This is a genomic window from Dactylosporangium sp. NPDC050588 (assembly GCF_040654975.1).
Taxonomy (GTDB): domain Bacteria; phylum Actinomycetota; class Actinomycetes; order Mycobacteriales; family Micromonosporaceae; genus Dactylosporangium; species Dactylosporangium maewongense.
Genome location: NZ_JBFAJA010000003.1, coordinates 97,961 through 122,218 on the forward strand (window position 1 = coordinate 97,961; position 24,258 = coordinate 122,218).

General features: G+C 72.5%; 20 protein-coding genes and 1 pseudogene. 3 read left to right on the plus strand and 18 right to left on the minus strand.

All coding sequences use genetic code 11. The features are described from left to right. Positions 1 to 3 precede the first annotated feature (3 nt). From AB0I21_RS02890 to AB0I21_RS02920, 7 genes are all read right to left on the minus strand, one after another. A complete protein-coding gene (locus tag AB0I21_RS02890) occupies positions 4 to 318 on the minus strand; it encodes a hypothetical protein (protein ID WP_344503947.1) in 315 nt (104 codons plus the stop codon). Beyond that, positions 311 to 934: an imidazole glycerol phosphate synthase subunit HisH gene (gene hisH, locus AB0I21_RS02895; RefSeq protein ID WP_360558580.1), complete on the minus strand. Its 624-nt coding sequence runs from the start codon at positions 932 to 934 to the stop codon at positions 311 to 313. The genes AB0I21_RS02890 and hisH overlap by 8 nt, the downstream gene beginning before the upstream one ends. Before the next feature lie 10 nt (positions 935 to 944). Beyond that, positions 945 to 1,091, minus strand: coding sequence for a hypothetical protein (locus AB0I21_RS02900; protein ID WP_360558582.1), 147 nt, complete (start codon positions 1,089 to 1,091; stop codon positions 945 to 947). Between the two features lie 559 nt (positions 1,092 to 1,650). Further along, on the minus strand, positions 1,651 to 2,265 hold the full coding sequence (hisB, locus tag AB0I21_RS02905) for an imidazoleglycerol-phosphate dehydratase HisB (protein WP_344503944.1): 615 nt from the start codon (positions 2,263 to 2,265) through the stop codon (positions 1,651 to 1,653). Beyond that, the gene (locus AB0I21_RS02910; protein ID WP_360558584.1) at positions 2,262 to 3,338 is read right to left on the minus strand and encodes a histidinol-phosphate transaminase; all 1,077 of its coding nucleotides are present in this window, start codon (positions 3,336 to 3,338) and stop codon (positions 2,262 to 2,264) included. Before AB0I21_RS02910 ends, hisB begins: the two co-directional genes overlap by 4 nt. Continuing rightward, entirely contained in the window at positions 3,335 to 4,627 is a 1,293-nt protein-coding gene (gene hisD, locus AB0I21_RS02915; protein WP_344503942.1) for a histidinol dehydrogenase, read from the minus strand. The genes AB0I21_RS02910 and hisD overlap by 4 nt, the downstream gene beginning before the upstream one ends. 30 nt (positions 4,628 to 4,657) lie before the next feature. After that, a complete protein-coding gene (locus AB0I21_RS02920) occupies positions 4,658 to 5,320 on the minus strand; it encodes a helix-turn-helix domain-containing protein (RefSeq protein ID WP_360558587.1) in 663 nt (220 codons plus the stop codon). A gap of 119 nt (positions 5,321 to 5,439) precedes the next feature. Between AB0I21_RS02920 and AB0I21_RS02925 the strand changes: the two genes are divergently transcribed. Continuing rightward, positions 5,440 to 6,180, plus strand: coding sequence for an LON peptidase substrate-binding domain-containing protein (locus AB0I21_RS02925; protein ID WP_360558589.1), 741 nt, complete (start codon positions 5,440 to 5,442; stop codon positions 6,178 to 6,180). 889 nt (positions 6,181 to 7,069) lie between these two features. On the opposite strand, the gene AB0I21_RS02930 is transcribed toward AB0I21_RS02925, so the two are convergent. Both AB0I21_RS02930 and dnaE read right to left on the minus strand, forming a co-directional pair. After that, complete coding sequence (locus tag AB0I21_RS02930) at positions 7,070 to 8,257, minus strand: DUF2567 domain-containing protein (RefSeq protein ID WP_360558590.1); 1,188 nt, start codon at positions 8,255 to 8,257, stop codon at positions 7,070 to 7,072. 191 nt (positions 8,258 to 8,448) lie between these two features. Continuing rightward, positions 8,449 to 11,940: pseudogene (dnaE, locus tag AB0I21_RS02935) on the minus strand (DNA polymerase III subunit alpha); the annotation flags it as partial. Between the two features lie 47 nt (positions 11,941 to 11,987). Here dnaE and AB0I21_RS02940 point away from each other — a divergent pair. Further along, positions 11,988 to 13,334, plus strand: coding sequence for a transaminase (locus AB0I21_RS02940; protein WP_360558591.1), 1,347 nt, complete (start codon positions 11,988 to 11,990; stop codon positions 13,332 to 13,334). Here the strand turns inward: AB0I21_RS02940 and AB0I21_RS02945 are convergent. Both AB0I21_RS02945 and AB0I21_RS02950 read right to left on the minus strand, forming a co-directional pair. Further along, positions 13,322 to 14,443, minus strand: coding sequence for an AAA family ATPase (locus AB0I21_RS02945; RefSeq protein WP_360558678.1), 1,122 nt, complete (start codon positions 14,441 to 14,443; stop codon positions 13,322 to 13,324). The genes AB0I21_RS02940 and AB0I21_RS02945 overlap by 13 nt on opposite strands. 100 nt (positions 14,444 to 14,543) lie before the next feature. Further along, entirely contained in the window at positions 14,544 to 15,332 is a 789-nt protein-coding gene (locus tag AB0I21_RS02950) for a hypothetical protein (RefSeq protein WP_360558592.1), read from the minus strand. A 98-nt stretch (positions 15,333 to 15,430) separates the two neighbouring features. Here AB0I21_RS02950 and AB0I21_RS02955 point away from each other — a divergent pair, with 98 nt between their 5' ends. Then, entirely contained in the window at positions 15,431 to 16,930 is a 1,500-nt protein-coding gene (locus tag AB0I21_RS02955; RefSeq protein ID WP_360558594.1) for a glycosyl hydrolase family 18 protein, read from the plus strand. A gap of 57 nt (positions 16,931 to 16,987) precedes the next feature. Here the strand turns inward: AB0I21_RS02955 and AB0I21_RS02960 are convergent, their stop codons facing one another. The 7 genes from AB0I21_RS02960 to AB0I21_RS02990 form a co-directional block, all read right to left on the minus strand. Then, a complete protein-coding gene (locus AB0I21_RS02960; protein ID WP_360558595.1) occupies positions 16,988 to 17,911 on the minus strand; it encodes an RluA family pseudouridine synthase in 924 nt (307 codons plus the stop codon). After that, a complete protein-coding gene (gene lspA / locus AB0I21_RS02965) occupies positions 17,904 to 18,539 on the minus strand; it encodes a signal peptidase II (RefSeq protein WP_360558680.1) in 636 nt (211 codons plus the stop codon). Before lspA ends, AB0I21_RS02960 begins: the two co-directional genes overlap by 8 nt. Next, positions 18,536 to 18,949, minus strand: a complete 414-nt coding sequence (locus AB0I21_RS02970; protein ID WP_360558597.1) for a TraR/DksA family transcriptional regulator — start codon at positions 18,947 to 18,949, stop codon at positions 18,536 to 18,538. Before AB0I21_RS02970 ends, lspA begins: the two co-directional genes overlap by 4 nt. Positions 18,950 to 19,332: 383 nt before the next feature. Further along, entirely contained in the window at positions 19,333 to 20,835 is a 1,503-nt protein-coding gene (locus tag AB0I21_RS02975; RefSeq protein WP_344503933.1) for a potassium/proton antiporter, read from the minus strand. Beyond that, on the minus strand, positions 20,832 to 21,122 hold the full coding sequence (locus tag AB0I21_RS02980) for a DUF167 domain-containing protein (RefSeq protein ID WP_344503932.1): 291 nt from the start codon (positions 21,120 to 21,122) through the stop codon (positions 20,832 to 20,834). The genes AB0I21_RS02975 and AB0I21_RS02980 overlap by 4 nt, the downstream gene beginning before the upstream one ends. A gap of 1,354 nt (positions 21,123 to 22,476) precedes the next feature. After that, positions 22,477 to 23,244, minus strand: a complete 768-nt coding sequence (locus AB0I21_RS02985) for a hypothetical protein (RefSeq protein WP_360558687.1) — start codon at positions 23,242 to 23,244, stop codon at positions 22,477 to 22,479. Positions 23,245 to 23,458: 214 nt separating this feature from the next. Further along, positions 23,459 to 24,250 (minus strand): DivIVA domain-containing protein, encoded by a 792-nt coding sequence (locus AB0I21_RS02990; protein ID WP_344503931.1) that lies wholly within the window; start codon positions 24,248 to 24,250, stop codon positions 23,459 to 23,461. Positions 24,251 to 24,258: the final 8 nt, after the last annotated feature.

The window sequence follows — 24,258 nt, forward strand, 5'->3', positions numbered from 1 at the left end:
GGGTTAGATCCTTCGGTCCAGAACGAGCACGGTGAGCGCCGGGGTGGCGACGATGACGAGGGCACTGAGGCCGATCCGGGCCGCGACGGTGTCGACGAGCAGCCAGATGAACGTGAGTGCCACCAGGACGAGCAAGATGATGACGGAGCGCTGGCCACGGGAACGACGTGCGAAAAGCTTACCGGTCCGGCCGATCTTGACCTTCGGCACCAGCCGCCGGGCGGCGATCCGCCGGCGGCGACGGCGCTCGGCCTTGAGCAGGCGCTCGGCCCGCTCGGCCTCCAGCACCGCCCGCCGCCGGGCGCGCTCCTTAGACAAGGCTGCCGAGCCAGTTGGACAGCAGCGTCGCCCCCGCGTCGCCGGACTTCTCCGGGTGGAACTGGGTGGCCCGCAGCACCTCCGACTCGAACGCGGCGACGAACGGCTCGCCGTGCACCGTGGTCGCGACCTCGATGCCCGCGGCCCGCTGGGCCTCCACGGGTGTGGGCGCGTAGGAGTGCACGAAGTAGAACCGGGTGTCGGCGGGCAGGCCGGCGCCGAGGACCGTGCCGGCGGGCCAGGTCACCGTGTTCCACCCCATGTGGGGCACGACCGGGGCGCGCAGCCCGGTCACCGTGCCGGGCGCGAGGCCGAGGCCCTTGGTGACGACGCCGTGCTCCTCGCCCTCCTCGAACAGCACCTGCATGCCGACGCAGATGCCGAGCACCGGCGCGCCGACGCGGACCCGCTCGGCGATCGTCGGGCCGGCGCCGATCTCGTCGATGCCGGCCATGCAGGCCGCATACGCCCCGACGCCCGGCACGACGAGCCCGTCGGCCCGGGCCGCCTTGCCCAGGTCGGACGTGACCTCGACCTCGGCGCCGACCCTGGCGACGGCCCGCTCGGCGGAGCGCAGGTTGCCGGAGCCGTAGTCGAGGATGACCACCTTCTTCATGCCGTCCCCTTTACAGCCAGAGCAGCCCGCCGGCCACGGCGACGGCGGCGAGCAGCAGCGTGATCACGAACGGCACCTTCGACGTGCTCTGCTGCCGCAGCGACAGCGCGCCGCCAAGCAGCAGCCCGGCGAGCCCGAGCAGCAGGATGCTCACCACGGGCCGGCCACCGATCCGGAGCCGCCGACCCGGCCGGCCCCCACCGGCACCCCGCCGCCCCCGAAAGAAGCACCACGCCCAGCGGCGCGGCCCGAGGCGCCACCGCCGACAGCACCATCCCGCGCAACACGGCCCAAGGCACCGACCCGGACGTCACGGCCCAAGGCACCAACCCGGACGCCACGACCCGAAGCGCCATCCAAGACGACACGGCCCAAGGCACCGTCCCAGACGGCACCACCCAAGGCACCAACCCGGGCGACACGACCCGAAGCACCAACCCGGACGCCACGACCCGAGGCGCCATCCAAGCTCGCCGGCGGCGGGCAGGACCCGTGGCCGATCAAGACGACACGGCCCAAGGCGACGTCCCCGACGGCACCACCCAAGGCACCAACCCGGGCGACACGACCCGAGGCGCCATCCTGGACGGCACGACCCGAGGCGCCATCCAAGACGACACGGCTCAAGGCGCCGTCCCCGACGGCACGACCCGAGGCACCGCCGCCGGCGACGCCGGGAAGAGCGCCGCGCGCCGCGCGGCCGGGCAGGACACCGCTCACAGGGCGCCCTTGGTGCTGGGCACCACGCCGGCGTTGCGGGGGTCGAGCGCGCACGCCTGGCGCAACGCCCGGGCGACCGCCTTGAACTGGGCCTCGACGATGTGGTGCGCGTCGGGCTGGGCGCCGTGCCGGCCCGCCCGCAGGATGCTGACGTGCAGCGTGACCCGGGCCGAGTGGGCGAACGACTCCCAGATGTGCCGGGTCAGGCTGGTCGGGTAGTTGCCCCCGATGTGCGGGGCGATGTTCGCCGGCTCGTCGTGGACCATGTAGGGCCGCCCCGACAGGTCGACGACGGCGGACGCCAGGACCTCGTCGAGCGGGACCTGGGCGTTGCCATAGCGGGTGACGCCCGCCTTGTCGCCCAGCGCCTCGGCGAACGCGGCGCCGAGCGCGAGCGCGGTGTCCTCGACCGTGTGGTGCGCGTCGATCTCGAGGTCGCCGACGGTGTGCACGCGCAGGTCGAACCCGCCGTGCTTGGCGATCTGGTTGAGCATGTGGTCGTAGAAGCCCACGCCGGTCGAGATCTCGCCGACCCCGGTGCCGTCGAGGTCGAGCTCCACGGAGACCTTGGTCTCCTTGGTGACCCGCTCGATCTTGGCGGTGCGACTCACAGCAACTCCTCCAGTGCGTTCAGGAAAGCGTCGGTCTCCTCGGGCGTGCCGGCGGTGACCCGCAGCCAGCCGGGGACGCCAACGTCGCGGATCAGCACGCCGCGGTCGAGCAGCGCCTGCCAGACACCCTTGCTGTCGCCGCGGGGCGCGCCGAAGAGCACGAAGTTGGCGTCGCTGTCGGCGACCGTCAGGCCCCAGCCGCGCAGCGTCTCGACGATCCGGTCGCGCTGGGCCTTGACCGCGTCGACGGTCGACAGGAGCGCGCCGGTGTGCGCGAGCGCCGCCCGCGCGGCGGCCTGGGTCAGCGCCGACAGGTGATACGGCAGCCGCACCAGCTGCACGGCGTCGACGACGGCCTCGCCGGCGGCGAGATAGCCGACCCGCCCGCCGGCGAGCGCGAACGCCTTGCTCATCGTGCGGGTGACGACCAGCCGCGGGAACCGCTCGATCAGCGACAGCGCGAACGGCGTGCCGGGGCGCGCGAACTCCGCATACGCCTCGTCGACGATCACCATCCCGTCGGCGGCCTCGGCGACGGCCCGCACCACGTCGAGCGGCAGCGCGGTGCCGGTCGGGTTGTTGGGCGAGCAGAGGATGACCACGTCGGGCCGGTGCTCGCGGACCTTCGCGACGGCGTGCTCGGCGGTCAGCGTGAAGTCGGCGTCGCGCCGCCCGTCGATCCACGCGGTGCCGGTGCCGGCGGCGAGCAGCGGGTGCATCGAATACGACGGCGTGAAGCCGAGCGCGGTGCGGCCCGGCCCGCCGAACGTCTGCAGCAGCTGCTGCTGGATCTCGTTGGACCCGTTGGCCGCCCACACGTTGCGCCAGGTCAGCCCGTGCCGCAGGTATGCGGCGAGGTCGGTGCGCAGGGCGACGGCGTCGCGGTCCGGGTAGCGGTTGAGGTCGCGCAGGACGGCGGAGAGTGCCTTCTCCATCTCGGCGACGGCCTCGTCGGGCAGCGGATACGAGTTCTCGTTGGTGTTGAGCCGCACGGCCACGTCGAGCTGGGGCGCGCCATAGGGCGTCAGCCCGCGCAGCTCGTCGCGGAGCGGCAGGTCCTGCAGGCCGGTCACTGTGCGAACCTCACCTTCACGGCGGCGCCGTGCGCCGGCAGATCCTCGGCCTCGGACAGGGCGACGACGTGGTCGGCCACCTCGGCGAGGGCGTCGCGCCCGTATTCGATGAGCTGCACGCCGCGCAGGAACGTCTGCGTCGACAGCCCCGACGAGTGCCGGGCGCAGCCACCGGTGGGCAGCACGTGGTTGGACCCCGCGCAGTAGTCGCCGAGCGACACCGGCGACCAGGCGCCGACGAAGATGGCGCCCGCGTTCCAGACACGCTCGGCGACGGCCCGCGCGTCGCGGGTCTGGATCTCCAGGTGCTCGGCACCGTAGGCGTCGACGACCCGCAGCCCCTGCTCCAGGTCGTCGACGATGACCGTGGCCGACTGGGTGCCGGTGAGGGCCTCGGTGACCCGCTGCAGGTGCTTGGTCGCCGCGACCTGCCGGGCGACCTCCGCCTCGACGGCCTCGACGAGCTCCAACGACGGCGTGACGAGCACGCTCGCGGCGAGCGGGTCGTGCTCGGCCTGGCTGATCAGGTCGGCCGCGACGTGCCGCGGGTCGGCGGTGTCGTCGGCGAGGATCGCGATCTCGGTCGGCCCGGCCTCGGCGTCGATGCCGACGATGCCACGGAGCATGCGCTTGGCGGCGGTGACCCAGATGTTGCCCGGGCCGGTGATCATGTCGACCGGCTCGCAGCCCTCCTGGTCGCCATAGCCGAACATGGCGACCGCCTGCGCGCCACCGACCGCATAGACCTCGTCGACGCCGAGCAGCGCGCACGCCGCCAGGATGTTGACGTTGGGCAGGCCGGTGTCCTTCTGCGGCGGGCTGGTGACCGCGATCGACGGCACGCCCGCGACCTGCGCCGGCACCACATTCATGATCACGCTCGACGGGTACACGGCGAGACCGCCCGGCACATAGAGCCCCACCCGGCGGACCGGCACCCACCGCTGCGTGACGGTGCCGCTGGTGCTCAGCAGCGTCGTCACCTCGGTGCGCCGCTGGTCGCCGTGGACCTTGCGGGCCCGCTTGATCGACTCGAGCAGCGCGGCGCGCACGGCCGGGTCGAGCCCTGCCTCGGCCTTGGCGATCGCCTCGGCCGGCACCCGCAGGTCGGTCAGCTCCACCCCGTCGAGCCGGCGGGTGGCGTCACGGACCGCGCTCGCCCCATGCTCGTGGACCGCCTCGACGATCGGGCGCACCTGCTCGGTGGCGACGGAGACATCCAGGGCGGCACGGGGCAGCAGACGGCGCGGATCCGTGGTGGAGCCGCGCAGGTCGATCCGGTTCAGCACCCTTGGGAGTCTAGGCGGAACCACCGACAATTATTCGGTCGCGTCCCGCTGTGCGGGCTGTCGGGATTGCGCCCAGCGCCAGTTCAGCTCGGCCGCGTCCGGTGGCGGGCCGGGCAGCACGGACCGCAGGTCAGCGCCGTCCCGCCGCATCCCGTCCAGCAGCAGGGCCAGCTGGCGGCGGCGCAGCTCGGCGGTGCGGTCGCGGTCCGGCACGCGGATCGCCGCACACGCCTCCAGGATCAGCGTGACGTCCGCCACCACGACGTCCGGGCGCAGCCCGCCGTCCTCGTGCGCCCGCCGCACCAGGTCACCCGCGAGCGCACCCGCCCGCACGGCATCCGCGCGCATCTCGGGGGTCGAGGCGAACGTGCCGGCGAGGTGCACGGTGAGCGAGTGCACGTCCGCCTCGACGACCCCGCGCAGGAACCGCACCAGCGCCGCCCACCCGTCCGGCTCCTCGGCGGCCGCCTCCGCCTCCGCGACGAAGGTGCGCAGACCGTCGTGGCACAGCGTGCGGAGCAGGTCGTCCTTGCCCTTGTACCGCCGGTACAAGGCGCTGATCCCGACCCCGGCCCGCTCGGCGACGGCGGCGATCGGCGCCTTCGGGTCCTCCAGGAACACGTCGCGCGCCGCGGCGAGGATCACACCGTCGTTGCGGGCCGCCTGCACACGTCGGCCGGACAGGTTCGTCATGCCGCCACTGTACCGCCTGAGCGGAACGGACCGTTCCGGTCTGCCTCATTCGACGCTCATCTGTTTCGCAGTGGCCGTCATGGTGCGGCAAACGGGGTCCGCTCAGCTAGGCTTCGCCCGTGGAGGAAGCGAACGAACCCGAGCGGACCCTCCTGCCGCTGTTCCCTCTCGGCACCGTGCTGTTCCCGGGGCTGGTCCTGCCCCTGCACGTGTTCGAGCCCCGCTACCGCACGCTCGTCCAGCACCTCGCGGAGCTGCCCGCCGACCTCCCGCGCGAGTTCGGCGTGATCGCGATCCGCCGCGGCTGGGAAGTCGGCCGCGTCGAGGGGGAGGCCGGAGAGACCAACGACGCGTCGATCACCGCCGGCGAGGCCCTGTCGCTGTACGAGATCGGCTGCGCCGCCGAGATCCGCCAGCTGACCGAGCTCGCCGACGGCCGCTTCGACCTCATGACCGTCGGCCGCCGCCGTTTCCGCCTGCTCGGCCTCGCCCGCAACGACGCCCCGTACCTCACCGGCGAGATCGAATGGCTCCCCGAGCCGAAGGGCGAACCCGACCGCGAGGAAGAACTGGCGGCCGGCGTCCTCGCCGCGTTCCAGCAGTACCTGAAGGCGGTCCGCAGCGACGAGGACGGCGACGGCGAGCAATTGCCCGACGACCCCACGGTCCTGTCACACCTGGTCGCCGCCACGGCGTCGCTGACCCTGGAGGACCGGCAGTCACTGCTCGCCGAGCCCGACACGACCAGCCGCCTGAAAGCCGAACGCGCCCTCCTCCGCCGCGAGGCCGCCCTCCTCGGCCAGGTCCGCGCCGTCCCGGTCGCCCTGTCCGACCTGGCCGTCCCCTCCAGCCCGAACTGACCCCCGCACCCCCTGCGCCACCAGCCTCGCCCGGACACCGGACGAGGCCGGCGACAAGCCAGGCCGACGACAGGGCCGTTCCCGAGACCACGAACAGGGCCGCGCAGGGACGGGATGCGTCGGACCGTGGCCGGCGCCGCTCCGAGACCACGCACGGACGGGGACGAGTCCGCATGCCTCGGACCGTGGCCGGCGCCGATCCGAGACCACGCACGGACCGGGACGAGTCCGCCCCCGAAGCGGTGCCCAGCACAAGGCCAGGGACAGGATCAGGCCGGACCCGCGCCCGCGACACGGGATGATGACGGGGATGAGCCGGACCTGAGGCGGTGCCGCTCCCGATGATGGGACTGAGCGCAAGGACGAGGACAGGGCTCGGGCCGCACCCGAAGATGAACGCCGGCATGGGCCAGGCCCGGCGGGAGAGGCCGCTCCTGCAACCGCGGACGGGGACGAAGGCCGCGCCCGAAACAGGGCCGATCCCGGGACCGCGGACGGGGACAAAGGCCGCGCCCGAAACGGGGCCGATCCAGGGACTGCGGGCAGAGGCCAAGCCGCGACCGAGACCGAAGCGGGGACGCGCCGAGGCCACGACCTAGACCGAGGACCAGGGCGTTTCTGAGACCGAGGACCAGGGCGCGCCCGAGACCAGCGTCGCGACGGCACCGAGACCGCGACTGAGGACGGGCGACCACGAACGGGCGCGACCCGAAGACGGGGAAGTGGCTCGACGTCGGGGTTGAGCTCTCGGGGCTGGGGGTGCGGACAGGGCGACTGGGTCGGGTCGGGTGCGGATCAGATCGGGTCGGGTCGGGTCGGGTGCGGATCAGGTCGGATCAGGTCGGGTCAGGTCGGTGCGGATCAGGTCGAGTCGGGGTGCGGGTGCGGATCAGGTCGGGTCGGGTGCGGGTGGGGTCGAGGCGCCAGACGCGGCGTCGTGCTGGCCTGCGGGGGACGGGGCGACCGCACCGGGCGGCCCAGAGGCAGGCTTGCGGAGGTCGGGGCGGCCCGGTGCTGGATCGTCGTGTGGCTGATGACCGCCGGCGGTCCCGGCGCCGGACTGGGTGCCGGTGGGCGGGGCGGGCCACGGTGGAGGGCTCGCTGGAGACTCGCCCCCGGTGGTGGGTTGACTGAAGGAGGCGTCGGTCTGGGGGCCGCCGTGGCCGGGATGCGGATAGCCGGGGTGCTCGGGGGCCTCTGGGGCGGGCCAGGGCTGGGCGGGCTGGCCGGGCTGAGCGAGGCCGGGCTGAGCGAGGCCGGGCTGAGCGAGGCCGGGCTGAGCGGCGGGCCCGGGGTAGACGGGGCCGGGCCGGGCAGGGTCGAGTGAGCCGAACACGGGATGGGCGGGGCCGGCGTAGGGGCCCGCGTTGTCCGGGTGGCCGGCGTAGGGACCGTCCGGGTGACCGGCGTAGGGGCCGCCGCCGTCCGGGTAGCCGGCGTAGTACGGGTCGCCGGTGGGCACGTCCGGGTCAGGGTCGTGGGTCAGGGTCGGCGACGTGTGGAAGCCCGCGAGGCACGTGTACACCACGGCGGCCACGAGGGCCTGGATGAGCAGGGAGCCGCGGACCCACGGGACGAAGCCGTGCCACAGGCTGGCCTCGCCGGCGCGGACCTTGGCGGGGCGGAAGATGTGGGTGTCGACGGGGGCGTGCTCGGCCAGGTCGAGGTAGTGCGCGTAGCCGATCTTGTTGCCGAGCCACGCGGCCAGGGCGGCCGCCGCGGCCGAGCCGACGACGAGGCCGGCAAGGATGAACGGGCCCCGGTAGCGGCGCAGGATCATCCAGGCGGCGACCGCGACCAGGATCCCGGCCGCCGCGCCGAGGATCATGAACCAGCCGTCGTCGGCGAAGTAGCCTTCGGGCTCACCCTCGATGGGATAGGGGCCATACGGCGTCTGGACCAGCTCCACCTTCGGCGCGATCCACGACCACAGCAGGCCGACGGGGGCGCCGAGCGCGACCACCACGGCGGCGACGATCAGGCCGAACAGGGCCTCCAGCCCGAGTGACCGGCGCCGCGGCGGGGACGGCTTGGGAAGCTCCGGCTGGTCGATCGGCTCGATCGGGGCGATGCTCACCATCCCATCCTGCCAGGCCCGGCGCCGGCGCCCCGACCCGTGCCGCCGCCCGCGGGCACACCGCCCGCCGGACCACCGCCGGGCGGCACACCACCGGCCGAACCACCGCCGGCAGGCACGCCACCGGCCGAACCACCGCCGGCAGGCACGCCACCGGCCGAACCACCACCTGCAGGCACACCGCCGCCGGGCACCGCGGCGGGCCCCAGCAGCGACGTGAGCTCCCGGAGCAGCTCGGCGGTGACCGCGACCCGCTGCGGCCCGATCGAGATGAGGGTGCGCCTCGGGCCGTCGACCAGGTCGACCTGCACCTCGGTGGGGCCGGGATGCCGGCCGACGACCTCCCGCAGCCGCTCGACGAGCGGCGTGGTGCACCGGTCCGGCGGCAGGGAGAGCACCAGCGGCCCGTCGGCGGGAGCGGCCGGGGCGGTCAGATCGGGGACGGACAGGTCGCCGGCCATCAGGCGGGGCGCCTCCTCGCGGCGGTCGACGCGGCCCTTCACCGACACCACCGCGTCCTCGGCGATGTACTGCCCGATCAGCTCATACGTGTTGGGGAAGAACATCACCTCGACGGCGCCGTCCAGGTCCTCCAACGTCGCCGACGCCCACGGGCGGCCCTGGCGGGTGACGCGGCGCTGCACGCCGGAGAGGATGCCCGCGAGGATCACGGGCGTGCCGTCGGGCACGGTCTCCTCGTCGGCGAGGGCGGCCACGGAACGGTCGGCGCAGCGGCGCAGCACCTCCTCCAGCCCGCGCAGCGGGTGGTCGGAGACGTAGAGGCCGAGCATCTCGCGCTCGAAGGCGAGCCGCTCCGCCTTGTCCCACTCGATGGCGGGGACGGGTGGCGACGCGACGAGGGCCGCGGAGCCGAACAGGTCGAACTGGCCGATGGCCTCGTTGCGCTTGGTGATCATGACGGACTCGACGGCGTCGGCGTGGACGGCGATCAGGCCGCGCCGGGTGTGGCCGAGGGAGTCGAAGGCGCCGGCCTTGATGAGCGACTCGATCGTCTTCTTGTTGCACACGACCTGGTCGACCTTGGCGAGGAAGTCGTAGAAGTCGGTGTACGGCCGGGCGCGCACGATCGCCGCGACGACCGCCGGCCCGACGTTGCGCACGGCGCTGAGGCCGAAGCGGATGTCGGCACCGACGGCGGAGAAGCGGCCCTGCGAGGCGTTGACGTCGGGTGGCAGGACGCGGATGCCCATCCGGCGGCACTCGGCGAGGTAGAAGGCGGAGCGGTCCTTGTCGCCGCCGATCGAGGTGAGCAGCCCGCTCATGTACTCGGCGGGATAGTTGGCCTTCAGGTATGCGGTCCAGTAGGCGACGAGCCCGTAGGCGGCGCTGTGCGCCTTGTTGAACGCGTAGTCGGAGAAGGGCACGAGCAGGTCCCACAGGGTGCGGATCGCGTCGTCGGAATAGCCGCGCTCGCGCATGCCGGCGGAGAACGGCGCGAACTCGCGGTCGAGGATCTCCTTCTTCTTCTTGCCCATGGCGCGGCGCAGCAGGTCCGCGGCGCCGAGGGAGTAGCCGGCGACGCGCTGCGCGATCGCCATGACCTGCTCCTGGTAGACGATCAGGCCGTAGGTGTCGCCGAGGATGTCCGCGAGGGGCTCGGCCAGCTCGGGGTGGATCGGGGTGACGGGGCGGCGCCCGTTCTTGCGGTCGGCGTATTCGTTGTGCGCGTTGGCGCCCATCGGGCCGGGCCGGTAGAGCGCGCCGACGGCGGAGATGTCGGCGAACGCGTCGGGCGCCATGGAGCGCAGCAGGGCGCGGACGGGTCCGCCGTCGAACTGGAAGACGCCGATCGTGTCGCCGCGGGACAGCAGCTCGTAGGTCGCCTTGTCGTCGAGCGGCACGCTCTCCACGGCGAGGTCGACGCCCCGGTTCTGCCGGATCGCGTCGAGGGCGTCGTCGAGGATGGTGAGGTTGCGCAGGCCGAGGAGGTCCATCTTGAGCAGGCCGATGTCCTCGCACGCGCCCATGTCCCACTGGGTGATGATCGCGCCGTCCTGCTCGCGGCGGTGGACGGGCAGCACGTCGAGCAGCGGCTCGCGGGACAGGATGACGCCGGCGGCGTGCACGCCCCATTGCCGCTTGAGCCCTTCGAGGCCGCGGGCGGTGTCCACGACGGTGCGGACCTCCTGCTCGCCCTCGTAGAGCCGGCGCAGCTCGGCGGCCTCCTGGTAGCGCGGGTGAGCCGGGTCGAAGGCGCCGCTGAGCGGCATGTCGCGGCCGAGCACCGGCGGCGGGACGACCTTCGTGATCCGCTCGCCGACGGAGAACGGCAGGCCGAGGACCCGGGCCGAGTCCTTGATCGCGGCCTTCGCCTTGATCGTGCCGAACGTGATGATCTGGGAGACGCGGTCGTCGCCATAGCGCTCGGTGGCGTAGCGGATGACCTCGCCGCGGCGGCGCTCGTCGAAGTCCATGTCGATGTCGGGCATGCTGACCCGCTCGGGGTTGAGGAACCGCTCGAAGAGCAGCCCGTGTTCGAGGGGGTCGAGCTGGGTGATGCCGAGCGCATACGCGATGAGGGCGCCGGCGGCGGAGCCGCGGCCGGGACCCACCCGGATGCCCTCGCGTCGGGCGTGGGCGACGAGGTCGGCGACGACGAGGAAGTAGCCCGGGTAGCCCATGCTGCTGATCACGGACAGCTCATAGTCGGCCTGGCGGGCGTGGTCGGCCGGGATCCCCGCCGGGAAGCGCCGGGCCAGGCCGCGCAGCACCTCGGCCCGCAGCCACGAGTCCTCGGTCTCGCCCTCCGGCACCGGGAACCGCGGCATGAGGTCGCGGTGCTCGAACACCGGCGCGTAGGAACCGACGCGCTCCGCGACGGCGAGGGTGGCGTCGCAGGCACCGGGCACCTCGGCGTCCCACAGGGCGCGCATCTCCGCGGCGGACTTGAGGTAGAAGTCGCGGGCGTCGAACTTGAACCGCTTCGGGTCGGCGAGGGTCGTCGCGGACTGCACGCACAGCAGCACCTCGTGGGCGTCGGCGTCGCCGGGGTGCGTGTAGTGCAGGTCGTTGGTGGCGACCGGGGTCAGGCCGAGCCGCTTGCCGAGCCGCAGCAGGTCCTTCCGGACGCGGGTCTCGATGCCGAGGCCGTGGTCCATCAGCTCGAGATACAGGTTGCCGGGGCCGAAGATGTCGCGCAGCTCGGCGGCGGCGGCGCAGGCCCGCTCGAAGTCGCCGATGCGCAGCAGCGTCTGCACCTCGCCGGAGGGGCAGCCGGTGGTGGCGATCACCCCGCGCGAATACTCGGCCAGCAGCTCACGGTCGGCGCGCGGCTTGTAGAAGTAGCCTTCGATGCTGGACCGCGACGACAGCCTGAACAGGTTGCGCAGCCCGGTCTCGTCGGCGGCGAGCATGGTCAGGTGCGTGTACGCGCCGCCGCCGGAGACGTCGTCCTCGCCGCCGGCCGCCCAGCGGACCCGGGTGCGGTCGCCCCGGTGGGTGCCGGGGGTCAGATACGCCTCGATGCCGAGGATCGGCTTGATCCCGGCGGCGACGGCCTGCCGGTGGAAGTCGTAGGCACCGAACATGTTGCCGTGGTCGGTCATGGCGAGCGCGGGCTGGCCGAGCCGGGCCGCCTCGGAGAACAGGGACCCGAGCCGGGCGGCCCCGTCCAGCATCGAATACTCGGTGTGCACGTGCAGATGTACGAACGACTCCCCCACGTCGCAGAACCTATCCCCGGGGTACGACACTTTGCGAGACTCGCAGCATGATCGACCGTGACCGTCTGGGCGCACTGTTGCGCCGCGAGCGAGCCGCCTTCGCCGACCGTAACCCACGCTCCGCCGAGGAGTACGCGAACGCCGGGAACCTGTTCGGCCGCGTCCCGATGACCTGGATGAACAAGAACGCCGCCGGTTTCCCGCTCTACCTGGCCACGGCCCGGGGCGCGACGCTCACCGACGTCGACGGTCACGAGTACACCGACTTCTGCCTCGGCGACACGGCCGCCATGGCGGGGCACGCGCCGGAGGCGACCCGGAAGGCGGCGCAGGAGCAGTTCGCGAACGGCGCCTGCGCCATGCTCCCCACCCCGGACGCGGCCTGGGTGGGCAAGGAGCTCACCAGGCGGTTCGGCGTCACCGAGTGGAGCTTCGCGCTCACCGCCACCGACGCCAACCGCTGGGCCATCCGCCTGCTGCGCGCCGTCACCGGACGGCCGAAGATCCTCTTCAACAGCTACTGCTACCACGGGTCGGTCGACGAGTCGCTGATCGTGACCAGCGACCAGGGCCCGCGCAGCCGCGAGGGCAACGTCGGTGCCCCCTGCGACGTCACCAGCACCAGCCGGGTCGCGGAGTACAACGACCTCGAAGGCCTCGAGCGCGAGCTCGCGCACGGCGACGTCGCCGCGGTCGTCATGGAGCCGGCCCTGACCAACATCGGCATCGTGCTGCCGGAGCCGGGCTACCTCCAAGGCGTGCGGGAGCTGACGCGGAAGTACGGCACGTACCTGGTCAACGACGAGACCCACACGTTCTCCGCCGGCCCGGGCGGCGCCACGGGACGCTGGGGGCTGGAGCCGGACGTGGTCACGATCGGCAAGGCGATCGGCGGCGGCATCCCGGCGGCCGCCTACGGGCTCTCCACCGAGATCGCGCGGCACATCGGTCAGCGGACGGACCTCGACCTCATCGACATGGGCGGCGTCGGCGGCACCCTCGCCGGCAACGCGCTGTCCATCGCCGCGACCAGGGCGACCCTGGAGCACGTGCTGACCGACGAGGCGTTCACCGGGATGGAGCGCCTCGCGGAGCGGTTCGAGGCCGGCACGAAGCAGGTCATCGACGCGCACGGCCTGCCGTGGTCGGTGAGCCGGCTCGGCGCCCGCGTCGAGTACCGCTTCGCGAACCCGGCCCCGCGCAACGGCACCGACAGCGCGAAAGCCGCGGACGCGGACCTCGAGGACTACCTGCACGTGTACCTGGCGAACCGGGGCATCCTGCTCACGCCGTTCCACAACATGGCGCTCATGTCACCGGCCACCACGCAACAGCAGGTGGATCAGCACGCCGTCGTGTTCGGCGCGGCGATCGAGGAACTTCAGCGCGCGTAGGGGTCCATCATCACGGCGGTCGCCCGCAGCCACGCGCGCTTCGTCGCCGGCGCCAGCATCGTGTACTCGATGTTGGAGCCGCTCTCGAGCGCCGGGTCGTACGGCACGACGACGACGGCTCTGGTCCGGGAGCGGAAGTGCCCGGCCAGGTCGTCGATGAGCGGCGTCGGGTTGGGCGTCGGGCAGGACAGCAGGGTCACCGCGTTGGCGACCAGCTCGTCCATGCCGGCCTCGTCGAGCAGGTCGAGCATCCAGTCGGCGGTGAACGCCGCGTCCTCCCGCGGGACGCTGGTCACGACCAGCTGGTCCGCGGTCTGCAGGACGGTCTGCCAGTTGGGGCTCTCCACGTTGTTGCCGGTGTCGACGCAGATCACGTCGTGGGTGCGGCGCAGCAGCTCCAGGACGCGGCGCACCGTGTGCGGGTCGAGCCGCTGCGCGAAGCGCGGGTTCTCCTCGCCGGCGAGGACGTCGTACGAGCCGTCCGAGGCGTGCCGCAGGTAGTCGTCGAGCTGGTCGTACAGGTCGTAGCCGGAGGCGTTCTCCACCCGGACGAGGTCGGCGATGAGGTGCCGGATGGTGCGGGCGTGCCGGGCGCTGCCGGCGCGCAGTCCGAGGGTGCCGCGCAGCTCGTTGTCGTCCCAGGCGATGACGCCCTTGCCGCGCACGCTGCCGATGGTGGCGGCGGTCAGCACGGTCGCGGTGGTCTTGTGGACCCCGCCCTTCGGGTTGGCGAAGGCGAGGACCTTGGGGGTCGGGATCTCCTGGCGCAGGACCTGCACCATCTGCTCGGTCGGGTCCGCCGGGCGGGCTTGATACTCCACCTGAGGACCTCGACGACTCTCATAGGGGTCGACGACCCGACGCTGCGACGGAGCGTCGGCGAGGGGGCGCGTGCCGTTGGGATGCATTGGCTCGTCATCGTAGGGCCGCGCGGGCGGATATGGGGCGCTGGGGCGCTCGAACCTTCCGTCGTAATCCAGATCACCCGGGCTTGACCGGCCGAGCAGGGCCCGGTCCAGCAGCGAGCGCCAACGGGCGGGCGGCTCCGACGACCTGTCCCACCTGGCATCGGCCCGCTCTGCCACGCTGGCCCTCCCTCCGCACCGCAGCGTCCACCCGTACCCCAGGCTACGGACCGAACACTATTCGGACCACACCTGCGGGAGCATCCCCTGCATCAACTGCACGACAGGCCGAAGGGATATCGCCTCAGGACGGACCGGCCGACGCGACAGGCCCCGCGACCTGTGCCTGCTCGGGCAGCGGCGGCAGGAACACCGTCCGGTCGAGGCGGCGCAGGTCGGTGATCGGATCGACGGCGCGGGTCTCCGGGCGGGCCGCGACGGCCCGTAGCCCGGCCGGCGCGGCGTAGATCACCGCGGCGTAGACGCACGAGCAGTGCTCCCGGTACGCGGTCGCCTCCTTGTCGGCGATGATCGCCCCGTCGAGGTACACGGCACGGACGTCGCCGGGCTGGTTGGCGGCCTTGTCGAGCAGCTGCCGGTAGTGCGCGGCCTCCTCGGTCTTGCGGGCGGCGGTCGCGTCCATCGCCTTCACCACGTCGGAGGGCACCTCGTAGGCGCCGAGGCGGACCAGCTCCGTCTGCTCGCCCGGCAGCGGCACCCGCGCGAAGACACTCGACAGGGCGACACCCGACAGCACCGGGGTCAGCCGGTCGGGGCCGAGGTACGCGGTGAACGACACCAGCGCGTACACGGACTGTTCACCCGTGAGTGCGGCCAGCTCGTCGGCGGAGCTCCGCACGTACACCGGGATCGAGCCGCCCTCGTCGACGCCGACGCGCAGCACGTCCCCCAGGGAGGGGTCGCTGCGCTGGTGCCGCTGCGCGCCGTGGACGACCAGCAGGGTCGCCGTGACCGCGACCAGCGCGACCACGGCGGTGAAGACGCGCAGGCGGACGGCGCCCCGGAACAGCCGGGCGAGGACGTTGCCGGCGGCGGGGAGCAGCCGCTGGTCGAGCCGCTGGAAGAAGTTCATCGCGGGTCGAGCGTCGCACAGGCAAGTTGCACGCCTCTTGACAGGGTGACCAGTGAAGACTATCTATCAGGAAGGTTTCCTAATAGAAAGGTGCCTTCGTGAGAGCTCCCGCCATCGCGACCGCCGTCGCCGCCCTCGGTGCCGCCGTCGCGTTCATGGTCGCCGCCCCCGCCCAGGCGGCCGCCACGCTCCCCGCCCACGTGTTCGCCCCGTACTTCGAGGCGTACAACGGCGACAGCCTCAACGGGCTGTCCCAGCAGTCCGGGGTCAAGCACCTGACCCTGGCCTTCGTCCAGACCGCGACCCGCGGCTCGTGCACCGTCTACTTCAACGGCGACACGTCCATGCCGATCGCGAACTCGACGTTCGGCGCCGACATCGCCGCGATCCGCGCCCGCGGCGGCGACGTCATCCCCAGCTTCGGCGGCTACGCGGCCGACAACGGCGGCACCGAGATCGCCGACAGCTGCACCGACGTCAACCAGATCGCCGCCCAGTTCCAGAAGGTGATCACCACGTACGACGTGACCCGCATCGACCTGGACATCGAGGACAACTCGCTGACCAACACCGCGGGCATCGACCGGCGCAACAAGGCGATCAAGCTCACCGAGGACTGGGCCGCCGCCAACGGCCGGACCGTGCAGTTCCAGTACACGCTGCCGACCACCACGACCGGGCTCGCCCCCAGCGGCCTCGCCGTGCTGCGCAACGCGGTCACCAACAACGCCCGGATCGACTACGTCAACCAGATGACGTTCGACTACTACGACAACCAGCCGCACCAGATGGCCCAGGACACGATCACCGCGTCCAACGGGCTGCACACGCAGCTCGGGCAGCTGTGGCCGGCCAAGACGGCGGCGCAGCGGTGGGCCATGATCGGCGTCACCGAGATGATCGGCGTCGACGACTTCGGCCCCGCCGAGACGTTCACCCTCGCCGACGCCCGTACCGTGCTCAACTGGGCCAACCAGCAGGGCATCGCGGCGCTGTCGTTCTGGGCGCTGCAACGCGACAACGGCGGCTGCCCCGGCGGCGCGGCGGCCGACAACTGCTCCGGCATCCAGCAGCAGACCTGGGAGTTCTCCCACATCTTCAACCCGTTCACCAGCGGCGGCAGCGGCCCCGGCTCGCCCAGCCCGTCGGTGTCGAAGAGCCCGAGCACCAGCCCCAGCACGAGCCCGAGCCCGAGCCCGAGCACCCCGCCCGGCAGCGGCATCGTCAACGGCGGCTTCGAGACCGGCGCCCTGAGCCCGTGGACGTGCGCGCTCGGCAGCGTCGTCACCACCCCCGTGCACGGCGGCACGAAGGCGCTCAAGGCGGCCGCGTCCAGCTCGGACACCGCGCAGTGCTCGCAGACCGTCGGTGTGTCTGCGAACCGCACGTACACGCTGAGCGCCTGGGTGCAGGGCAACTACGCGTTCCTCGGCGCCACCACCGGCACCGGCGACGTGAGCACCTGGACGCCGGGCGGATCGACCTGGACGAAGCTCACCGTCACGGTCAACACGGGCAGCTCCACCTCGATCAAGGTGTGGGTGCACGGTTGGTACGGCACGGGCGCGATCTACGTCGACGACGTCACCCTCGTGTAGCGCTGGGTCGCGCTTCCGCTTCGTGAAGACGCCTGACCGCCGTGCGCGCCACGGCGGTCAGGCCGCGAGGACCTCCAGGGCCTTGGTGAGGTCCGGCGGGTAGTCGCTGACGAACGACACGTACTCGCCCTCACGCGGGTGGATGAAGCCCAGCTCCCGGGCGTGCAGCCACTGCCGCGCCAGCCCCAGCCGGGCCGACAGCGTCGGATCAGCGCCGTACGTGGTGTCACCGACGCACGGGTGCCGCAGCGCGGAGAAGTGCACCCGGATCTGATGGGTGCGCCCCGTCTCCAGTTTGACGTCGAGCAGGCTCGCCGACGGGAACGCCTCGATCGTGTCGTAGTGCGTGATGCTCGGCCGGCCGCCGGAGACGACCGCGAACTTGTAGTCGTGGCCGGGGTGCCGGTCGATCGGGGCGTCGATGGTGCCGCGCAGCGGGTCCGGGTGGCCCTGGACGACCGTGTGGTACCGCTTCTCGACCTCGCGGTCCTTGAACGCCCGCTTCAGGATGCTGTAGGCCATCTCGCTCTTCGCGACGACCATGAGCCCGGTGGTGCCGACGTCGAGGCGGTGCACGACCCCCTGGCGCTCGGCGGCGCCGCTGGTCGCGATCGTCAGCCCCATCGCGGCGAGCCCGCCGATGACCGTCGGACCCGTCCAGCCGGGGCTCGGGTGCGCGGCGACACCGACCGGCTTGTCGACCACGACGATGTCGTCGTCGCTGTACACGATGCGCAGGCCGTCGACGGGAATGGCCTCGACCGCGACCTCCGACGGCGGCGCGGGCAGGGTCACCTCGAGCCAGGCGCCGCCGGTGACCTTGTCGGACTTCGCGCGGATCTGCCCGTCGACGGCGACGTCACCCGCCTCGACCAGCGCCGCCGCCACGGTACGGCTGAACCCGAACAACCTCGTCAGCGCCTGATCCAGCCGGCTGCCGTCGAGACCGTCGGGAACCGGCATCGACCGGGTCTCACGCATCGTCGGTGGCCTTGTCCCGGTCCGGACCCGGTCCCCCGCTCGGCTGTGCGAGCGGTTCCGAGCCGGCCTGCTCATCCTTCGCCTCGTCCTTCGCGCTGGTGCCGTCGCGGCGCCGGCCCGTGAACTCCAGCAGGATCGCGAGGGCCACGCCGACCGTCAGCGCCGAGTCGGCGATGTTGAACACCGGGAAGTGCCCCGCGTGGTCGTCGAGGAAGCTGAACATGTCCACGACGTGCCCGTGGAACGGCTTCGGCGCCCGGAAGATCCGGTCGCCGAGATTGCCGGCGGCGCCGCCGAGCACCAGGCCCAGGGCAACCGCCCACGGCACCGACACGGTCGAGCGGAGCATGACGAGCAGCCAGGCGATCACCGCCGAGGCGATGATCGGGAAGACCCACGTCAGGTCGCTGAACATACTGAATGCCGCGCCGCTGTTGCGGGCGTAGATCACGTAGATCAGGCCGCCGAGCAGCTTCACCGGCTCGCCGTGCGCGATGACGGAGGTGGTCCACTCCTTCACCGCGAGGTCGATGCCGATCACCACGACCGCGACAGCGCCGAACAGGCTCCAGGCCTTTCGCCGGCTGCCGCGGGGGGTGGTCGTGGTGGTGTCGTCCTGGGTGGTCAGCGTCGCTCCTCCAACTGCTTGCAGGTGACGCAGAGCGTAGCCGACGGGAACGCCGCCAGCCGCTCGACCGGGATCGCGTTGCCGCACTTCTCACACCAGCCGTAGCCGCCCTCGTCGAGCCGCTCCAGCGCCCGCTCGACCTGGTTGACCCGCTCGAGGATGTTGTTGGCGAGGGTGATCTCCTGCTCGCGCTCGAACGTCTTGGTGCCGGTGTCGGCCTGGTCGTCGCCCGCCGAGTCCGTGAGCCGGTGCTGCTGCAGCTCGGCGATCTCGGCCAGGGTCTGGTCGTGCTCCGCCTTGAGCTCGTCGCGCCGCTCGATCAGCGCGACGCGGATCTTCTCCGTCTCCGCGGCGGTGCGCGTGCCACGGGCCTTGGCTGCGGTGGTCTTCGGTTCGGCGGTCTTGGCCATCGTGGCTCCCTTGGCCGCACGAGCGGCGATCGGCGACGTGTTGGATGTGGTGCCTGAGCCGCCCGCGTCGTCCGCAAGCCCCCCAGTGTTGCCGCGCTTGCTCTGCGCCGACGTGGTGCTGTTCCCCCGAGCCGCCGCTTGCCGAGTGCCGCGTTTCTGTGCTGTTGTCACAGTGGTCACACGCGTCACATCAGCGGCGTCATGCTGCCCGGCGGTGCTCGCGGACGTGCCTTTCGGCACGCCACCCGCTCGCTCGGCCATGGCTTCCCCCAGATGCAAAACGGGCGCGCGACGCGCCGTCGCGCACTCCAGTGGCTGGCAAGAATACGGAATGTACACGCGTCCGACAAACATGCCACACGCATTCCGACCAATTGGATCAGTTATTGGCGCCGATCCTCGCCATGTTCGGCAAACCAGCGCGCAAGTCTTCCTCGCCTGCTCACCGCTCGCAGCCTGCGCTCCGCCGCGTCACGCACCTGCTCGGTGGCGACGATCAGCAGACTGTCGCGGGTCTTGAGGCGGGTCTGCGATTCCGGCACGAACGCGCCGCCGTCGCGAAGCACCAGCGTCACGACCGCACCGACAGGCAATCGTAGCTCGTCCACGTGCACGCCGTTGAGCTTCGAGCCGACCGGCACCTCAAGCTGCAACAGGTCAGCGCCCATCCGCTCCAGCGGCGCCGACTCCACCTGCAGGTCGGTCGTCTCGCCGGGCGCCGCCACGCCCAGCCGCTTCGCGACCGGTGGCAGCGTCACCCCCTGCACCGCCGTGTAGACCACGACCAGCACGAACACGACGTTGAACAGCGTCTGCGCGCCCGGCAGACCGGCCGACAGCGGGATGGTGGCGAGCACGACCGGGACCGCGCCACGCAGCCCCGCCCACGACAGGAACGCCTGGTCGCGCCAGCCGTACCGGAACGGGGTGACGCTGACCAGCACCGACAGCGGCCGCGCGAGCAGAATCAGCACCAGGCCGACGACCAGCGCCGGCAGCACCGCGGCGCCGAGCTCGCTGGGCGAGGCGAGCAGGCCGAGCAGCACGAACAGCCCGATCTGGGCGAGCCACGCCAACCCGTCCGCGAAGCCGAGCATGGCCCTGCGGTGCGGCAGCCTGGAGTTGCCGAGCACGACGCCGGTCACGTACACCGCCAGGAAGCCCGACGCGTGCGCGACGGAGCCGACCGCGTACGCCAGCACGGTCAGGCCGACCGCGGCCAGGGGGTACAGGCCGGCGGACGGCAGCGCGGCACGCCGCAGCGCCCAGGCCCCGCCCAACCCGACGACGAGCCCGATGACGGCGCCCGCGAGCAGCTCGTAGCCGACCAGGCCCAGCTGCTCCCACCACGGGCCGGTGACCCCCTCCGGCAGCGACAGCAGCACGACCAGGATCACCACCGGCGCGTCGTTGATGCCGGACTCGGCCTCCAGAATCGCGGCGAGCCGCGGCCGGACCGGCATCCTGCGCAGCGTGGAGAAGACGGCCGCGGCGTCCGTGGAGGACAGCACCGCCCCGTACAGGAGCGACTGCTGCCAACCGGCGCCGAGGGCGAAGTGCGTGATCACGCCGACCACCGCCACACTCACCGCGACGCCCACCGTCGACAGCACCACGGCCGGCCCCAGCACCGGACGCAGCGTCGACCAGCGGGCCGTCAGACCGCCCTCCGCGATGATCACCACGAGCGCGCAGATGCCGAGGGTACGGGTGAGCTCCGCGTTCTCGAAGTTGATCCCGAGCCCCGCCTCGCCGATCACGACACCCAGCAGCAGGTACACCAGAAGGCTGGGCAGGCCGAGCCGCACCGACAGACGCACCGCACCCACGCACACCAGCAGCACCGCCGCGCCGATGAGCAGCGCCAGGTTGAACTCGTGGCTCAATGCGAGGGGTCCATCAGCGCGGCCAGCCGTGCGGCGTGCCCCTCCGGCAACGTCTCGGGCAGCTCCACGAGCTTGTCCCGGCTGGCGGCGCCCGCCTTCAACCGCAGCGCCGACGGCCGCAGCCCCAGCGCGCCGGCGAGGGCCTTCAGCGCGGCCTCGGTGGCCTGCCCGTCAACGGGGCGGGCGCCGACCGCGACGATCAGCGCCGGGCCGTACGGTCCGGCGTGACTCCCGCCGACCGCGGTGCGCGAGGCACCCGGCTTGACACGGATCGCGATGGTGGGCATGCCCTATTGTGAAGGTTCACCCGTTCGTGGGCGATCGACCAGACCGGTGGATCATCACCCGGACCGGTCACCTCCCACCACCTGACACCCGCAGCTACCTTGTCGCCACTGAGGGTAGTAACGCCGAGATCAATTTCTTCCGATACGTTACGGTGTAGGACAAGGCCGCCGTCACCGCCGAGGTCCCCGACGTGCCCCGCGAACGACGCCCGTGCCGGGTCCGTCGCCCCTTGCAGGACGGCCAGGCCGGCCACGGACGCCTCGCCCGGGCCCGCACGGCCGCCCGCGCGTAAGCACCCGGTCGCGGCGCCGACCAGGCCGGCCCAGCCGGGGCGAGCAGGCCGACCCACGGACGCCTCGCCCGAGGTCGTCTACGCGTCAGCGCCCGGACGCCCAGGCCCGAGCCTCCAGGTCGGGGTTGTTCAGCCCGGAGCGACCAGGGCGGGGTTGTTCAGCCGGAGCTACCAGGCCGGGGTTGTCCAGGCCCGAGCGACCAGGCCGGAGCTACCAGGCCAGGGTGGTCCTGGCCCGAGCGACCAGGCCGGGGTTGTCCAGGCCAGGGCGGTCCTGGACAGCCAAGCCGGGACGACCAGGCCGGCCTACGGACGCCTCTCCCGCAGGTGCTTTGCGTGGTCGCCTGCGTGGAAGCGCCTGGCCGGGGACGACCAGGCTGCCCTGTCAAGACGACCAGGCTGGCCTGCGGACGTCTCGCCCGGAGTCGTCCCGCGCCGCCCCGCCGTCACCCCCGTGGTCGCCGAGCTCCCGCCGCGCGGAAACGCCCAGCCCGGCGCATCTGGATCTCGTCCGGCGGTGGGCGTGATCCGCCCCTCCGGGTACCCGAGCACATGCCGGGCCGGTCGACGACGGCCGGCCGGCCGGTGAGCGTGTCCAGAGCCGGGAGCCGGTGAGCGTGTCCTGCCGGGGTCCGACGGCCGGAAGCCCCGCCGGATCCGACGGCCGGAAGCCCCGCCGGGTCCGATGGCCGGAGGCCCCGCCGGGTCCGACGGCCGGAAGCGTCCAGGCGAAGGCCCTCCTGGAGGCGGCCCACCTCAAGATCCAGCAGGAGATCGAGGCCGCCCGCAAGCAGGCGGCTCCGATTCCGTGGCGGGCCCAGATGCAGCGGACGTCCGCCTGGGTCTGCGCGGGACAAAAGTGTGCCGGCCCGGGCCGCGGCGTGCGGCGAAGGAACGAGGCCGGGCAGGTCAGAGGTCAGGCGCGGCCGCGGTCCGGCGGCCGGGAGCGCCCAGCCTGGTCCGGCGTCCGCGGCAGGTCCGGTGGAGTGAACGCCTGAGCCCGAGCCGGACGGATGTCCGTCCGGCTCGGGCCGCGGCGTGCGCCGAAGAAGGGCGAAAGGTCAGGCGCGGCCGGCGAGGACGGCGTCGTTGGGTTCGCAGACGCTGCAGGGGGTGAAGCCGAGCTCGACGGCCTCGCTGATCGGCAGTGGCTCGCTCTCCCGGCCGAGCAGGTGCACGCAGCCGCGCACGTGGTAGCGGGGGCGGCCGTCGATGACCAGGACCTCGTCCTGCATCGTCGCGACGCGGGCCATGTCGGCGGGCGACGACGGCTGGATCGGGGGCTCGTCCTCCGGGTCCTCGTCGTCGTACTCCTCGCCGTCGACGGACCATTCGCCGTCCGCGGAGGCCGGGTAGTCGTCGTACGGCTGCTGCGGCACGACCGGCTCGTCGCGGACGGGTGGCGTGATCGCGGTCTCGTCCACGGGCGGCAGGTTGGCGTCGGTCCGCCCGCTGTCCGCGAGCCGGGCGGGGCCGCCAGAGCCGGAGCCTGAGCCAGCACCAGAACCGGAACCGGCGCCGCGCCCGTACGTGGTGCCGCCGGTGGACCGGGCGCCGGCGCCGACGGGCTGGCGGGCCTCGCGGGCGCTGTCAGCGTCCAGGCGGGACTCGAACGGGTCGTAACGCTCGTCGTTGGGCACCTGCCGGCCGGTGCGCACGGTGCGGGACGAGCGGGCGGCGGCGGCCTGGCGGCCACCGACGATGAGGGCGACCGCCGCGAGGAGGCTCGCCCCGATCGACGCCACCAGCAGGGCGTCAGCGCCTTGCAGCAGGCCCACCACGAGCAGGCCCACGGCCACGACGATCAGCAGCAGACTTCCGACGATCACGGCCTACCCCTCCGCAAGCTGAGCCCGGCAGATGCTGCGCAACGGTCCCGGGCGAGTGTCTCTCAGCCCGTACAACGAACGAGACCCCGGATAGCGACCGGCGCCCCAGCCGAATTTCGACTGGGGCGCCGCGTGTCGCATTGACCGGCGTGTCAGTGCTCTGTGCTGGTCACCCTAACGAGCCGCCGAGGTTGCCGAACTGAAAGCGGAGGGACTAGCGTCCCGCGCCCTCGTAGCCACCCGAGAGGCCCGCCGCGGCGAGACCGGTGCCACCGGTCGCGGCACGGGGCGCGGCCTCGTTGCGGGCGGCCATCTCGGCCTCGAGGCTCTGCTCGCGGCCGGTGAGGTCGCGCAGCTGGCTCTCCAGGTAGGCCTTCAGACGGGTCCGGTACTCCCGCTCGAACTGCTTGAGCTCCTCGATGTGCTTCTGCAGCGCGGTGCGCTTGGCGTCGAGACCGCCCATCGCCTCCTGGTGCCGCTGCCGGGCGTCGCGCTCCAGCGCGTCGGCCTTCGCCCGCGCGTCGCGGGTGACCTCCTCGGCCTTGGTGCGGGCGTCGGAGAGCAGCTTGTCGGCCTCGCGGCGGGCGTCGGACACGTGGTCGTCGGCGGTGCGCTGGGCCATCATCAGGACGCGGAGCGCCTGCTGCTCGCCGTCGCCGCCGGCCGGGCCGCCCTGCGAGCGGATCTGGTCCAGCTCCTGCTGCATGCCGCGAGCGGCCTGCTCGGCGGACTGCTTCTCCCGCTGGACGCGCTCGAACTGCGTCTTGAGGTCGGCCAGCTCCGAGGCCAGGCGCGGGTCGCCGCCGCCACTGGGACCGGCGGGGGCGCGACCGCCACCACCGCGCTCGAGCTGCGCGCGCAGCTCGTTGTTCTCCTCGATCAGACGGGCGAGCTCGCGCTCGACCTCGTCGAGGAAGGCGTCGACCTCCTCCTCGTCGTAGCCCCGTTTACCGATGGGGGGCTTCTTGAAGGCGACGTTGTGGACGTCGGCCGGGGTCAGCGGCATCGAAACTC